General features: G+C 54.8%; 13 protein-coding genes. 8 read left to right on the top strand and 5 right to left on the bottom strand.

The window, feature by feature from the left end; genetic code table 11:
* Positions 1-40: 40 nt before the first annotated feature.
* On the bottom strand, positions 41-703 hold the full coding sequence (locus AC1EKS_RS03415) for a uracil-DNA glycosylase (RefSeq protein ID WP_481008843.1): 663 nt from the start codon (positions 701-703) through the stop codon (positions 41-43).
* A 104-nt stretch (positions 704-807) separates the two neighbouring features.
* Between AC1EKS_RS03415 and AC1EKS_RS03410 the strand changes: the two genes are divergently transcribed.
* Together AC1EKS_RS03410 and groL are read left to right on the top strand one after the other, a co-directional pair.
* Positions 808-1,410, top strand: a complete 603-nt coding sequence (locus tag AC1EKS_RS03410; RefSeq protein WP_481008842.1) for a LytR C-terminal domain-containing protein — start codon at positions 808-810, stop codon at positions 1,408-1,410.
* Positions 1,411-1,700: 290 nt separating this feature from the next.
* Complete coding sequence (groL, locus tag AC1EKS_RS03405; RefSeq protein WP_481008841.1) at positions 1,701-3,344, top strand: chaperonin GroEL; 1,644 nt, start codon at positions 1,701-1,703, stop codon at positions 3,342-3,344.
* A 216-nt stretch (positions 3,345-3,560) separates the two neighbouring features.
* Here groL and AC1EKS_RS03400 read toward each other — a convergent pair whose 3' ends face one another.
* From AC1EKS_RS03400 to AC1EKS_RS03385, 4 genes are all read right to left on the bottom strand, one after another.
* On the bottom strand, positions 3,561-3,851 hold the full coding sequence (locus AC1EKS_RS03400) for a WXG100 family type VII secretion target (protein ID WP_481008840.1): 291 nt from the start codon (positions 3,849-3,851) through the stop codon (positions 3,561-3,563).
* A gap of 167 nt (positions 3,852-4,018) precedes the next feature.
* Complete coding sequence (locus AC1EKS_RS03395; protein ID WP_481008839.1) at positions 4,019-5,155, bottom strand: HD domain-containing protein; 1,137 nt, start codon at positions 5,153-5,155, stop codon at positions 4,019-4,021.
* A gap of 97 nt (positions 5,156-5,252) precedes the next feature.
* Positions 5,253-6,893: a sensor histidine kinase gene (locus tag AC1EKS_RS03390; RefSeq protein ID WP_481008838.1), complete on the bottom strand. Its 1,641-nt coding sequence runs from the start codon at positions 6,891-6,893 to the stop codon at positions 5,253-5,255.
* Positions 6,893-7,597 carry a response regulator transcription factor gene (locus AC1EKS_RS03385; RefSeq protein WP_481008837.1) on the bottom strand — a complete coding sequence of 235 codons (705 nt, stop codon included), beginning with the start codon at positions 7,595-7,597 and terminating at the stop codon, positions 6,893-6,895. The genes AC1EKS_RS03390 and AC1EKS_RS03385 overlap by 1 nt, the downstream gene beginning before the upstream one ends.
* 147 nt (positions 7,598-7,744) lie before the next feature.
* Here AC1EKS_RS03385 and AC1EKS_RS03380 point away from each other — a divergent pair, with 147 nt between their 5' ends.
* The 6 genes from AC1EKS_RS03380 (at position 7,745) to AC1EKS_RS03355 (ending at position 13,842) form a co-directional block, all read left to right on the top strand.
* Complete coding sequence (locus AC1EKS_RS03380) at positions 7,745-8,596, top strand: pantoate--beta-alanine ligase (RefSeq protein WP_481008836.1); 852 nt, start codon at positions 7,745-7,747, stop codon at positions 8,594-8,596.
* A gap of 48 nt (positions 8,597-8,644) precedes the next feature.
* Positions 8,645-10,186, top strand: a complete 1,542-nt coding sequence (gene lysS, locus AC1EKS_RS03375) for a lysine--tRNA ligase (protein ID WP_481008835.1) — start codon at positions 8,645-8,647, stop codon at positions 10,184-10,186.
* Positions 10,187-10,259: 73 nt separating this feature from the next.
* Positions 10,260-11,447, top strand: coding sequence for a cobalamin-independent methionine synthase II family protein (locus AC1EKS_RS03370; protein ID WP_481008834.1), 1,188 nt, complete (start codon positions 10,260-10,262; stop codon positions 11,445-11,447).
* Between the two features lie 19 nt (positions 11,448-11,466).
* Positions 11,467-12,651: a mannose-6-phosphate isomerase, class I gene (manA, locus tag AC1EKS_RS03365; RefSeq protein WP_481008833.1), complete on the top strand. Its 1,185-nt coding sequence runs from the start codon at positions 11,467-11,469 to the stop codon at positions 12,649-12,651.
* The gene (locus tag AC1EKS_RS03360) at positions 12,651-13,418 is read left to right on the top strand and encodes a TIGR03089 family protein (RefSeq protein ID WP_481008832.1); all 768 of its coding nucleotides are present in this window, start codon (positions 12,651-12,653) and stop codon (positions 13,416-13,418) included. Before manA ends, AC1EKS_RS03360 begins: the two co-directional genes overlap by 1 nt.
* A 130-nt stretch (positions 13,419-13,548) precedes the next feature.
* Positions 13,549-13,842, top strand: a complete 294-nt coding sequence (locus AC1EKS_RS03355) for a WhiB family transcriptional regulator (protein ID WP_481008831.1) — start codon at positions 13,549-13,551, stop codon at positions 13,840-13,842.
* The last annotated feature ends 4 nt before the right edge of the window (positions 13,843-13,846 follow it).

Here is a 13,846-nt window from a genome sequence, read left to right as displayed (position 1 = left end):
TATGCTGTCGACGGCAAATTGTAACGATTTGGATAAGAATTCAGGGAAGTTGCCAGTTTATTGGGCTGGCCCCTAACTGTTGCAACCAAGAGTTGGTACGTGAGAATGGTCGGGAACCGAAGAACCCACGCGAGGCAGACAAAGGTGAGGGGTGAGCCGACTCTATACAAGGAGTTTTCCCCAAGGCGGGGCGCAAAGATTGCGCCTGCTTGCCCCACAGAATAGCGACTAGGGGCCGATCTCGCTGTACCAAGGCAGAAATTGCGCAGTCGGTTACCTCTTCCCAACCACGACCGCGGTGAGAGCCCGCTTCATTAGGAGTGACAGTAAGCACCCGATTTAGCAGCATTACTCCCTGCTGCGCCCAGGGACGCAAATCTCCACTGCTGGGGATAGAACAACCTAAATCGTCGTGAAGTTCCTTGAAAATATTTTGTAGCGACTTAGGGATAGCTACTCCCGGTTTTACCGAAAACGACAACCCCATCGCATTTCCGGGGGTGGGGTAGGGGTCTTGCCCCACGATCAACACTTTTACCTGATCAAACGGGTACGTAAAAGCCCGAAAAATGTCTTTGCCCGCAGGAAAATAGTTATTTCCTTCATCTCGTAGCATTTTGCCCATTCCGCTGATTTTGCCAGCTACCGGTTCCATGGCTGGCACCCAGGAAGGGTCCATGATTTTTTCCAGGTTGGTACTCATGCTGTTACTTTACCCTGTGGGAGCCGATAAACCACGATGGGCAAATAGGGGTTTTCGGCGTGGCAGGTATGCGACAGCTCTGCAGATGCGGTTAATGTGGGCATGTGAGCAAACAAGAGTTTCCGCCAGATGAATTCGACGCGATGGGGGAAGAAGGTCCCTCGGGTGCTCATCGCCGTCCTATTAGGCGGTGGCAAACCGTGCTTCCCATCTTGATTGTGCTGGTTTTAGGGCCGGCTTTGGCCTGGGCTGGGGTAGCGCTCATGAAAACTACCGGCAAGATTGACGAGGTTAAGCCGGTTGCCACTCCCAGTACCAGTGCAAGTGTAACTATCCCTAGCACCGAGCCGACGAAGATTGCTAAACCGGAAGACTCTACCTCCCCAGATAATACCGAGAGTTCCCAGCCGAGCGCCTCGGCCATCGAAAAAGACAATGTCCGGGTACGGGTACTCAATGCATCTAAACGTTCGGGATGGGCGAAGCAGGTAGCTGATGATTTACAGTCTGCAGGCTTTAGTAATCCGGTGGCCACCAACTCTCGAGCTCGGGGTTTAAGCGGATCTATAGTGCTTTATCATGGGGAAGAAAATAAGGCCGCCGCTGAGGAAGCCGCTAAGGTTGCCGGGATTTCCCGGGTAGAAAATGCCGAAGGGGGCCGGTATCAAATCGGAGATACCGACATTGCCATTTATCTGATCGACTAGCTAACCCCCGGTTTTCGCCGGGAGTAACCGGTGCTGGTTCCGTAAGACTGATTTCTCTATCAGGATATTTCGCACCTGCTGACAGGTAATAGTTTGCACTTGGAGTAGGAGAGTGCCAAAATCGTAGTTAGCACTCGAACCTAGAGAGTGATAAAAACTGAGCTTTTGATGAGGGAGCGACGTTCCGAGACAGGATCGGCGCGACGCTCTCGTCCGTCGCGGGCATCAAGGCTGGGTCAAAGATCTAACCGCGCGGCGCGAGCGCGTCGCGATGGAGGGAATACAAGCATATGAGCAAGATTATTGCTTTTGATGAGGAAGCTCGTCGGGGAATGGAGCGGGGTCTAAACACCCTGGCTGACACGGTGAAAGTAACGCTAGGACCGCGTGGTCGTAACGTAGTTTTGGAAAAGAAGTGGGGCGCCCCCACCATCACCAAAGATGGCGTTTCTGTAGCTAAAGAAATCGAACTGGAAGATCCTTACGAAAAGATCGGTGCTGAACTGGTCAAAGAGGTCGCCAAGAAGACCGACGACGTGGCCGGTGATGGTACTACTACCGCTACGGTATTGGCTCAGGCACTGGTGCGCGAGGGACTGCGTAACGTAGTTGCCGGGGCTAATCCGATTGCTCTGAAGCGCGGCATTGACAAGTCGGTTCAGGCAGTTGTAGATCAGCTGCACGCCGATGCCAAGGAAGTTGAGACCCGTGACGAGATCGCGGCTACCGCTTCTATCTCCGCCAATGACCCTGAAATTGGGGCCTTGATTGCGGACGCCATGGAAAAGGTAGGCAACGAAGGGGTCATTACCGTTGAGGATTCCAACTCCTTTGGTACTCACCTGGAAGTAACCGAGGGTATGCGTTTCGATAAGGGCTACATCTCCGGTTACTTCGTAACCGACCCGGATCGTCAGGAAGCTGTGCTAGAAGATCCCTACATCCTGCTGGTGGAATCGAAAGTTTCCCAGATTAAGGATCTGCTGCCGCTGCTGGAAAAGGTAATGGCCACCGGCAAGCCGCTGCTGATTATTGCGGAGGACGTAGACGGGGAAGCGCTGACTACCCTGGTTCTTAACAAGATTCGCGGCACCTTCAAGACTGTAGCTGTAAAGGCTCCGGGATTTGGTGACCGCCGCAAGGCAATGCTGCAGGATATGGCGATTCTAACCGGCGGCCAGGTAATCTCCGAGACCGTGGGGCTCACCCTGGAAAACGCGGAACTGGATATGCTGGGCACTGCCCGCAAAGTTGTGGTTACCAAGGATGAGACCACTATTGTAGAGGGCGCGGGAGCTTCCGAAGATATCGAGGCTCGGGTCAAGCAGATTCGCCAAGAAATTGAAAACACCGAATCTGATTACGATCGTGAGAAGCTGCAGGAGCGTCTAGCCAAGCTGGCTGGCGGAGTCGCGGTTATCAAGTCTGGTGCTGCCACTGAAGTGGAAATGAAGGAACGCAAGCACCGGATTGAAGACGCGGTTCGAAACGCTAAAGCCGCCGTTGAAGAAGGCATTGTAGCCGGGGGCGGGGTCGCTCTGCTGCAGTCCGGCTTGAAGGCTTTGGACAGCTTACAGCTCGCGGGTGACGAGGAGACCGGCGCTTCCATCGTGCGGGTGGCGCTGTCCTCCCCGATGCGCCAGATCGCCGAAAATGCTGGTCTGGAAGGCTCGGTAGTGGCCGAACGGGTAGCACACCTGCCTGCCGGTCAGGGGCTGAATGCCGCCAATGGAGAGTACGAGGACCTACTCAAGAGCAATATTGCTGATCCGGTCAAGGTCACTCGTTCTGCCCTGCAGAACGCGGCCTCGATTGCGGGTATGTTCTTGACCACCGAAGCAGTAGTGGCTGATAAGCCGGAGCCTCCGGCAGCGGCTGGTGCTGATGACGCTGCCGCAGCTGGCGGAATGGGCGGAATGGGCGGAATGTACTAGACCGCGCTGCGACTGCCTGGTGGGTAACTACCAGAAAAACCGATAGCAAGAAGTGGGGGGTGAACCGCAAGGTTCACCCCCCACTTTGTTTAGCTTTCTGGGTAACTCACGTAGGGACGCAAGTGACACCGCCAGCTAGGACCGGCGAGCAGACAATAGCTAAGCGGCAGCAAAAGATGACGTTGGCACGATCTGCTAGCAAGGGTCGGCAAAAAGCTAGCCGGCAAACATGGCGGCGGCTCCGCTTTCAGCTTCTTCATAACTGGCAGAGGCAGCTTGGAGTGCCTGCGCGATGGAATCCAAGGCGGCTTCCATCTGGGCCTGGGCAGCGCGCCAACGGGTTGCACAATCGGCGAAGGAACTGGCGGCAGCCCCGGTCCAGGAACCTTGCAGGGACTGCACCTGTGCCATCATGGCAGCTGCGTCAGTGCGCAGCTGCCCAGCGATTGCGGCCGCACTGGCACCGGCCGCCGATACCTGTCCGGAATCTACATTGAATTGCGCCATATTGGTTTCTCCTTAAAGTAAATGGTTGATTGCAACGTCCCCAATTTAGAATCGGAGAAACTCCAGTAATAGGTACGCGATAATAATTTCAGGAAATCGCAGCTTGATCTGCCTTTGGGGAAAGCGGAATTCTAAACCTCAGCGGCACGATCCTCAGGAAAGAAGCCTTAAAATTCCGTAAGTGAATCTTCGTCGTCGGCGGAAGAATACATAGTTTCTTCCACTTCATCTTCCTCGGTGGAAACTGGCTTTGCGTCCTCTTCCAACTCTTCTTCCGGAAGGGGCTCTGCCCGGAAGTAGTCACCATTTTTGCCAGCGACTTTCCGCATCGTCAAAGTAGAAAATTGGTCAGCCACATTCTCCATAGAGGATAGCCCGTTCTCGCTATCACTGCTGACGGCCTCGGCTCGTAGCCGGGCGGTGCGCTCCTCGATATTTTTCCTCTCGGTGGCAGAGATTTTCGTTGGTAAATTTTTCGGAGAACTCGATTTCAATCCCCCAGGAAAAATGGAGCGTCGCGCAGTCGCGCGCGCGGGTGTTCCTTTGATAACCACGGTTTCGGAAGTGTCTGCACCGCGTATCTTTTCCTTACTGCGAGCACGCAGTCCCAGACGTTGACTGCCCGAAGCGTCTCCGGGGATCAACGCCGATAGCTTCGCGTACTCGCCCTCTAAATTTTGGCGCGCGGCATTCTCATTACCGCTGCCCAAGGGGGAGTGGAAAATCGTGTCTCGCGCCAGTAGCTTCGAGATTAGCGATCTGCGTAGCCGCGCGTAACGGAGCGGTTCCATAGTATTCATTTCGGCTTGCATCAACTGGCAGTAACTGCGGTAATCCTGAGGAGAAGCACTCAAATAAGACATGGAGGCATCAACGAAAACGCAGGCATCCAGATCGCCCTCCGGTGGTTGGCGTCCCTCCAGCATCAAGATTAGTTCCCCGACCCGAATCGCCAACTCTTTTTGCACCCCCATCTCTAATAGGCGTCTGAGCGCAAAATCGGCAGAGGCGGGATAGTTTTCGTAGTTAGTAGTATTTTTTGCGCGTGTCTGCGACTGGGTGATTACCCCGTGATACCAGGCGGCAATGGTTAAGACTGCGGGTTGTTGCGAAGTGTTTGTAAAATGGTCCAGGCAGGTCAGTAGGCGGATCAAATGGCTTTTGGTGTGAAATTCACGTCCGGCAGACTGCCACATTTCCAGCAGTTTACCGGCTTCTTTGCGCAAGAGGTTGTCGTTGGTGATCCCCAGTTCCCGCATAGCTTTGACGAATCCCGTCTGCAGCCAAGATGGTGCACCTGGCATAGCCTTTGTACCCCCGACGATTGAATGTTGCAGTGGTTATCCTACGGCTAAAACCGCTGTAGAGAAAATGCAGTGCAAACAACGTCCACCGTCGCGACTATTTTTCGATAGTTTTCGGGGCCTCGTGCTCGGTGTTCCGGGAGGTTTTCTTAGCGGTCCCTTTCTTATTATTTTTCCCTGCTTTCTTCCCCTTATTCTTATGAATTTCCGGGGGGTCAAGCGCCGGGAACGAGATCCTTATCGTAAGTCCCCCGCCGGCAGTAGCTATCGCCTGGGCGGTTCCGCCATGAACAGCGGCGATAGCTGCCACAATTGAGAGGCCGAGGCCGGTGCCGCCGGTTTCTCGCGACCGGGAGCCGTCCCGGCGATAGAATCGTCCAAAAATCTTATCCAGCTCCTCCGCGGGTACTCCCTCGCCGTGATCGCGCACCTCTAAAATCGCCTCCCCACCGCTAATCCCGGCCAAAATCTCTACCGGGATTTGCGCAGAAGTATAGCGTTCCACATTGCCAATCAGATTGGTCATTACCTGCGTTAGTTGGTCGCGATCGGCTAGCACTAGCGCGCTTTCCCCCCTATCTAACTCCAGGGGGGAGCCGTCCAAATGTAACAGGCTGATCTCCCGCTCGGGCGAAAGGGCAGTCAGATCTAGAGCTCCGGCAGCAGCAATCCGATAAAGATCGACTGTCCCCATCTTTATCTTTCGACCCTCATCCAGACGAGCCAGTTTCAGCAGATCTTCCACCAGTATCCCCATCCGGGTGGCCTCTGATTCGATCCGTCCCATCACTTCATCAACCCGCTCCGGGGGTACTCCGCCCATTTTATAAAGCTCTCCGTAGCCGCGGATAGCAGCCAGAGGGGTGCGCAACTCGTGGGACGCGTCAGAAACAAATTGGCGCACTTTTTGCTCGCTGCGCTGCTGGGTAACAATAGTTTCCTCAATTCGAGAAAGCATAAAGTTTAGCGCCGACGCCAGCGACAGAACCTCCCCGGCGCGCACTTGGGATAAATCAATACGTTCATGCAGGTCACCAGAGGAAATCTTTCCGGCGACCTCCTCCATTTGCCGCAGAGGACGTAGGGAGACTTGCACCAAAACGTAGGCTAAAACCCCACCTATCAAAATAATGATGATGGAAGTTCCCAATACGTTAATGCCGGTAGCAGTAACTGTTTGGGTAACGGTTTGCAGCGGCAGTGCCACCGTCAAAGTTCCGGTGATTTTAGCGTCCTCACCGCTGCGAATCGGCAGCATAATTGCACGCCAAGCCGAGGAAGACTCGCCTGCAATCGTGAAGGGCTTTTCCCAGGAGAGCTCTCGTGATTTTTCTGCGAGCTCTAGGGCCTTAGGATCCGGACGCCCCATATCCGAAGCCGCAATAGAGGAGGTGGCTTCCGCAACCTGCCCGCCGTAGTTGACTCTCACGAAATAGTTAGTGGGCTGGTTGCCTTGAAAAGTACCTTTATCCAGCAGATCTACCAAATCATTAGTTTTTATCCGGGAGGCGGTAGCTTTCAGATTGGAATCGATTTGTGCCGCCAAGTGGGAATGTAAAATCCCCAGCATCGCAGTTCCGGTTCCGCCCAGTCCTCCGGCCAATAGCGCCATAATAATCAACACTAAACGCCAGGTTAGCGGGATTCGTTGCCAATAGCTCCGGTGTTGTTTGCTGTATTTAGGTACCCGGTTTTCGGCAGCGCCCTCTGCTGCTTTACCGGCTTTCGGCAAGGACATTAGTGCTTTCCGCTGCGAATCATGTAGCCGATTCCGCGGCGGGTGGTAATAATATCCCCGCAAGATCCGGGCACATCTAGTTTGCGCCGCAGATAGGAAATATAGGATTCCACGATGGCGGCCTCGCCGTTCCAGTCGTATTCCCACACGTGGTCAAGGATTTGGGCTTTAGAAACTACCCGCCCTTCGTTAATCATCAGGTAGCGTAGTAGCTTGAATTCGGTAGGGGAGAGGTCTATGACTTGCCCTGCGCGGCGTACCTCATGCGCGTCTTCGTCCAAAGCAATGTCGGCCACCCGTATTACCGCTTCTTCCCCGTCGATTCCGCGGGTGCGTCGCAAGATTGCGTGGATGCGGGCGACTACTTCTTCTAGCCCGAAGGGTTTGGTTACGTAATCATCCCCGCCGACCGTTAGGCCCTGGACTTTATCGCTCATATCGTCTTTTGCAGTTAAAAAGAGGATGGGGGTGGTGAAACCATTTTCGCGGAGGCGGCGAGTCACGGTAAATCCATCAACATCCGGCAACATTACGTCCAGCACAATCAGATCCGGGTTGGTAGATTCGGCCTGTTTGATAGCTTCAGAGCCATTGGCGGCAGTAAAAACCTCGAATCCGGTATAGCGCAAAGAAGAAGCGAGGAGGTCACGGATATTGGGCTCATCGTCTACTACCAGCAGGCGGGCAGCGTTTTTAGTAGTCATACGGTAATTATTACCAGAAAATCTGGATGGTAGCTGAATGGATTCTGGAAGCGGGGTGGGTGGGGGCTTAAAAGGTTCGGGTGTTAATCCCGGCCGCTGGCGGGTAGAATCAAGCCAACAAGAAAAGATAAATTGAGGGAAAATAGCGTGAATAATCCGAAAGAACCGCTGGTAATACATGATCGCCAGACTCTGGCGCGGGCAGAGAAAAATGCCGGAACCGTGGGGTTGATCGTTACTCGTGGCAATTGGCATCCCGGACACCAGGCTGCTTTCACTGAGGCCAGCGGGCGGGTAGATACCCTGGTGGCATCGGTTTATACAGATCCGGTAGGGCCGGCATTTGAGACTACCTCCGATATGATTAGCTCCGCCGATATGCAGCTAGCGGCGCACAGCGGGGTAGATATTATTTTCGCGCCCTCAACGGAGGCTTTCTATCCCTTCGGGGCGGCGCACACTGTGCTTGACCCGGGGCAGATTATTCGTCGATACGAAGGTGCTCACCACCCTCAGCAGTTGCTGGATCGGCTAACCCAATTGGTGAAAATGCTGGGCATCGTTCGTCCGCACAAGGTGTTTATCGGACAGTGTGATGCCCAGTTATTAGCGGCAGTTCGTCTGGTGGTGCGGGATTTGGATATTCCAGTTACGGTAGAGGCGATTCCCACCTTCCGAGATTTAGACGGGCTTACGGTTTCCCAAACTACGTTGGCACTTTCTGCTACCCGGCGTGAGGATGCTGCCGCTTTTGCAAAAGCCCTCTTTGCGGGGGTACGCCAGGCGGCGGCCACCGGATCGGGAGCGGCAGTAATGGCGGCAACCCGGGAAGCACTTGGCGATAGTGATACCGAAATTGAGTACCTGGATTTGGTGGATCCGATTTCCTTTGAGCCTTGGCAGGCAAATGGCCCTAGTACCGCCTGCCTCATCGCCGCGGTTAAGTTGGGCGAGGTGCGTCTGAGCGATAACCAGTTAGTGGTGCTTTCCCGCCCCTAAGCCAGGTCAATCTGTCAAGATTGAACGGTTTCACTCCTCACAGATAACATGGAGGGCGTGAGTGAAGCTAATAATCAAAGTGCGCCTGAACAGATTCGTATCCGCGCTGAGAAACGTCAGCGCCTGATTGATGATGGTCGCAACCCTTATCCCATCGCGGTTCCCATCACCCATACCCTTAGCCAGGTGCGGGAAAAATACCCAAACCTAGCCGCCGGGGAAGAGACCGAAGATTTCGTGGGGGTCGCCGGGCGGGTAGTGTTTTCCCGCAATACCGGCAAGCTCTGTTTCGTAACCTTGCAGCAAGGCGATGGTACTCGCCTGCAAGCTATGCTTTCTGCCGCCCAGGTGGGCAAAGAATCCTTGAGTGACTACAAAGCCGATGTTGACCTGGGAGATCACCTTTTTGTCTACGGGAGGGTGATCGCCTCCAAACGGGGGGAACTGTCAGTAATGGCGCAGCCGGGCGCGGATGGTCAACCCGCCTGGCAACTCACCTCAAAATCTTTGCGGCCGCTGCCAAAAACTTTTAAAACCGAGGATGGGCAGGAAGTTTCCCTCTCTGAAGACCAGCGGGTACGCCACCGGGAAGTTGACATGATTACCCGGGCAGCTGCTCGCGAAATGGTGCGGACCCGCGCGCAAGTGGTGGCGTCTCTGCGCGCTACCCTGGCCGGGGAAGACTTCATTGAAGTCGAAACCCCCATGTTGCAAACCCTGCACGGCGGGGCGGCCGCGCGTCCCTTCGTTACCCACATGAACGCCTATGACACTGACCTTTACCTGCGGATCGCTCCGGAACTGTTCTTGAAGCGTTGCTTGGTAGGCGGGATTGACCGGGTTTTTGAAATCAACCGCAATTTCCGTAATGAGGGCGCAGACTCCTCCCATTCCCCCGAGTTCACCATGCTCGAGGCTTACCAGGCCTACGGGAATTATCGCCAGATTGCGGAACTCACCCGCCACCTGGTACAAAACGCAGCGCAGGCCGCCCTGGGCTCTACCGTTGCTACCTTGCCGAACGGGGAATCCTATGACCTGGGGGGAGAATGGGAATGGATTGACCTTTATGGGTCGCTATCCGCGGCTTTGAACCAGGAAATCACCCCGCGCACCCCGCGAGACGAACTGGTGAAACTGGCGCAGGCGCGCGAGATTGAAGTCGAAAAATTCTATTCTCCCGGCAAACTGGTGGAACTGCTGTGGGAAGCGGAAGTGGGAGATGACCTCTATGCCCCCACTTTCGTAGCAGACTTCCCCGAGGACACCTCTCCACTGGTGAAATCCCATCCCGAAAAACCCGGACAGGTACAAAAGTGGGATCTGTATGTACGCGGATTCGAGCTGGCCACCGGTTACTCGGAACTGAACGACCCGGTGATTCAGCGCGAACGTTTCGAAGCGCAATCCCTAGACGCCGCCAACGGCGACCCCGAAGCCATGCAAGTTGATGAAGAGTTCTTGCAGGCCATCGAAGCGGGAATGCCGCCAGCCGGCGGTATGGGAATGGGGCTTGACCGCCTACTAATGGCGATCACCGGTCTGGGAATCCGGGAAACCATCACGTTCCCGCTGGTAAAGCGGATTTAAAGAACCCGGGCGCGTCGCAAATCCGTCCGCGCCCTCCAAAAGTTTTATTTTAGTAATTAGGAAGGGAATAACAATGCCCGTAAAAACTACTCATGTGGGTTCCTTACCGCGAACTCCGGAGCTGCTAGAAGCCAATAACCTGCTGTCCGCCGGAAAAATCAGCCCCCAGCAGTTCGAAGAAGTGATAGAACGTGCCGCCGCGGAAGTGGTGGCCAAGCAACGCGAAATCGGGATCGATATCGTCAACGAAGGCGAGTACGGCCATATAACCTCGGGGGCAGTCGACTATGGCGCCTGGTGGAATTATTCTTTCTCTCGCCTGGGGGGTCTTACTCAAACTGATGAGGATCGCTGGGCCAAAACCGAGGTTATTCGCTCTGAACCGGGCAAAATCCGCCTCACCACCTTCACTGACCGGCGTGATCGCAACCTGTTCCGCGAAGCCTATGAGGATCCGGATTCGGGAGTGCTTGGTAACCGCAACTCAGTCGGCAACCCGGTGATTACGGGCCCGCTTAGCTATATTGGGGCGGACGCTGCCAGGCGAGATGTGAATCTACTGCTCAAAGGACTGCAAGCCAATGGTTTAGATGCCTCTTCCGGTTTTATTGCCGCCCTTTCGCCTGGATCTTGTGCGCGGGTAGATAACCGTTATTACCGCACTGATGAGGAAGTGGTTTGGGCATGCGCGGATGCGATGCGCCAAGAATACAAGATCATCACCGATGCGGGGCTCACGGTGCAGATTGATGATCCTTCCATCGCGGAATCCTGGGATCAGATTAATCCGGAGCCTTCCTTAGAGGACTACAAAAAATTCATCGGGGTGCGTATCGAGGCTTTGAACTGGGCATTAAAAGATATTCCCACGGAGCTTACTCGTTTCCACGTGTGTTGGGGATCGTGGCATGGCCCGCATACCACCGATATTCCTTTCGCCGATATTGTCGAGGACGTGCTGCGAGTAGATGCGGGGGGCTACACTTTCGAAGCTTCTTCTCCGCGTCATGCCCACGAATGGCGCATCTGGCATGAATATCAATTGCCGGCGGACAAAGTGCTAATTCCCGGGGTGGTTTGCCATTCCACCAATATCGTGGAGCATCCCCAGTTGGTAGCCGATAGGTTGTCGCGCTTCGTAGCAGCAGTTGGCCCCGAGCGGGTAATCGCCTCCACTGACTGCGGCCTGGGCGGGCGTTTGCATTCCTCAATCGCCTGGGCGAAACTGCAGTCCCTGGTGGACGGGGCCAGGCTGGTTTAACGCAGGGAAGGTTCGTAAAGTGCTGAGGCTTTCTGGGGCGGTTAAAGATTACGCTTGGGGTTCTATCAGTGCTATCAGTGACTTTACCGGGATTGATTTCGGGGGCCGGCGGGTGGCCGAGCTTTGGTTTGGTGCCCATAACGGGGCACAAACCTTAGCGGGAGACCGCCCGCTCTCGGAAATCATATCCAGCGATCCAGACGGGGTTTTAGGCAAGGACGTTTCAGCACGCTTTGACGGGCAACTACCGTTTCTATTGAAACTGATTGCCCCCGAACAGCCACTATCTTTGCAGGTACACCCGGGTAAGGAACTGGCAGAGGCTGGTTTTCAAGCGGAAGAAGAATCCGGTATTCCCCAGAATAGTCCCCGGCGAAACTATCGAGATCGCAACCATAAACCGGAGATGATTTTTGCGCTTACGCCGTTTGAGGCTTTCGCGGGTTTTCGCGCGCCCCGGCGGGCTATCGAGGTATTAGAGAATCTAAATGCTCCTTTAGCGCGGGAAATGTTGGCAATTTTGCGCGCTCACCCCGGATATCGAGGCTTGCGGGCAGTAGCGCGTAAACTTTTAGCACCCCTGGACGAGGAACGCCAGACCCAAATAGAGGCAGTCATCACCGCCTGCCAAGATCGCCTTGATCGCGGCACTTCGCCCTCGCTGCGGGTAGACCGCCAAGCCGTAGCCCTCGCGCGCACCTATCCATCCGATCCTGGCGCGGTACTATCATTGCTGCTCAACCCGGTAACTTTACGCGAGGGAGAGGCGCTATTTATCCCTACGGGGGCGGTTCATGCCTATGTTTCCGGTCTCGGGATTGAAGTGATGTCTTCCTCCGATAACGTGTTGCGTGCCGGACTAACTCCGAAGCATATCGATGCCGGCGAAGCACTACGGTGTATGGATTTCCACGGGGCACCCCCGGTGCGGATTGCCCCGGAGATGAACGGGCGTGGCACCGGGATCTACTATGCGCCGGTTGACGATTTCGAACTTTCCGTATCCGAGATTACCGGCGGGGAATGGATTCCGATTCCCGGGCGCGGACCGCGGATTCTATTGGGAATCTCCGGGGATTTGGAAGTGGGGATTGGGGGATCCATAGAAACTATCCGCACCGGTGAAGCCATTTTTATCTCTGCTTCCGAGAGTGCAGTGCGCTGCCGCGGAAACGGAAAACTAGCGCAGGCGGGAGTGCCCTAATGGAAGCGAAGTATTCCTGGGATAACCACTGGGGGAGCGCCCTCGCCGGGATTCCTGCCCCCCGTCTTACCTGGTACGGTGAGCAGCGCATAGAACTATCGGGGCAGGTAGTCAGTAACTGGGTAATCAAAACCCAAAATCTTTTGGCCGGTGACTTAGCCGCAGAGCCCGGCGGGGTATTAGCTTTGGGGTTAGGGCTTTCGTGGCGAGATCTGCTCTGGCGAATTGCGGGCTGGGGATTGGGATTGACCGTAAAAAGCCTGACAGATTCGGCGGCTGCCAACCAGGAACTAGCCGCTAATCCGGAGGTAGTTGCCTGCGCAGTTACCAACCCGGAAATCGGTGCCTGTTTCCGAGACGGCGGAATCGAAACCTACCTGGTTAGCCCCTCGCCGCTTGCCTGGCGCTACCCCGGTGCCTTACCCGAGGGATTCCTTGATGGCAACCGGGAAGTACTCTCCCAAGCTGACCAACTGCTTTATCCCTTATCTGGTGAAAGCCTGGCGCTGGCGGACGTCGATTTCAAGGTGAGCGCAGACGGAAAAGCAATAGCTGATTTTCCTCGCTGGTGTGAACTAAACTGTCCGGGACGCCGAATCCTAATCAAACTAACCGCGGATTCGAATCCGCAAGCTTTAGCCTTAGTTATCGGGCAGATTTGGCGTTATCAGGGCGCCGCGGTAGTCCTAGAGCCAAATTGTGGTGAAATCCAGAAAATTTCTTCTCTGGAACATATCGTCAAAATTATTGAACTAAACCGCAGGTAGACAGGCTTTGGTGCCCTCTAATAGGGGTAGAAACCATAAAAAATACATACCATTTTTTTAGCTGACTTCCCCGAATGACACGCATGTAGTTTATACTCTTAGAGAAACCTATTTTTGCGAGGAGAAGAATATGTGGAACATATTTGGCGAGGGCCCCATCTCGCCGTATCCGCAGTCCTGGCAAATTGGGCAGGATGACCAAGGCCCCCTCTCCTGGCAAGAACAAGCACTGTGTGCCCAAACCGACCCCGAAGCGTTTTTTCCTGAAAAAGGCGGTTCCACTCGGGAAGCGAAAGCGGTTTGTGAGCTCTGTGAAGTTCGCGATGAATGCCTCAGTTATGCCTTAGAAAATGACGAACGCTTCGGAATCTGGGGCGGCTTGTCAGAGCGGGAACGGCGCAGACTGCGGCGCAACGTAGGGTAGCGCA

This window comes from Varibaculum sp. C0165D1 (genome assembly GCF_056590355.1).
The sequence above is the reverse complement of the archived record's forward strand: the minus strand, read 5'-3'. Positions and strand labels throughout refer to the sequence as shown.